The following is an 814-nucleotide window of genomic DNA, read 5'->3' on the forward strand; positions in this document are numbered from 1 at the left end:
CCACGAATGGATACATCTGAAGTAGCACCTTTACCACCGTTTGAGCCTTCTTCCGCGTACACACCCGGCACGCTTTGCAGTGCTTCTGTAATGTTACGATAGCCTTTGTTCTCGATCTCAGATGCATCGATGACAGTAATCGACGCCGGCGCTAACGCCATCTCTTGTTCGAATCCAGTACCGGTAACGGTCATAACCTCATGTTCATTTTCCGCTTCAGCTTGTACCGCCAAAGGCAACATCGCCGCAGCAACGGCTAAGCTTACTAACGTGCGATTTGTGGTCGCGAGCATAATTTACTCCTTTAAATCTTCTTGTAGACTTCCCACTGCAGTGGAGAAAAATTAATTCTTCTTCGCTCACTTCCCCATTTTAATTTTTTAATGCATCCTAAAGCGCATTTCGATTGGGGCTCTTTACTGGCGAAGAAGTAATGGAATTGAAAACGATTCGCATTCTATACAAGTAACCTGACGCTATCCTGACGTCAGCGAAAAACATTACTGACTCAACGGTTAATCAACCAACTGAGTGAGAATTAGACAAAAATGAGAAAGATATGAAGTTATTGATAGTTGAGGATCATCCAGAGCTAAGCAAATTGCTAAAAACAGAGTTAAGCCATTTGGGACATATTGCAGACCAAGCAGCGTCTGGAAAGCAGGCTCTGCACTTGCTTACAATCAGTCGATATGACGCCGTATTGTTAGACCTAGGGCTACCCGATATTGACGGGATGCAGTTACTTTCTCAGCTAAGGAAAAATGAGACCAACGATATTCCTGTTATCGTAATCTCGGCTCGCGACGCCCTG

General features: G+C 44.6%; 2 protein-coding genes. One reads left to right on the top strand and one right to left on the bottom strand.

Translation table 11 applies throughout. The annotated features are described in order from the left end of the window. On the bottom strand, positions 1 to 293 hold a 293-nt coding region (locus tag KIV40_RS29380), incomplete at its 3' end, for a TonB-dependent receptor plug domain-containing protein (RefSeq protein WP_285352769.1). Between the two features lie 266 nt (positions 294 to 559). On the opposite strand from KIV40_RS29380, the gene KIV40_RS29385 reads away from it, so the two are divergent. Further along, positions 560 to 814: response regulator transcription factor (locus KIV40_RS29385; RefSeq protein WP_285352770.1), on the top strand; the 255-nt coding region annotated here is incomplete at its 3' end.

This window comes from Vibrio sp. D173a (assembly GCF_030248475.1).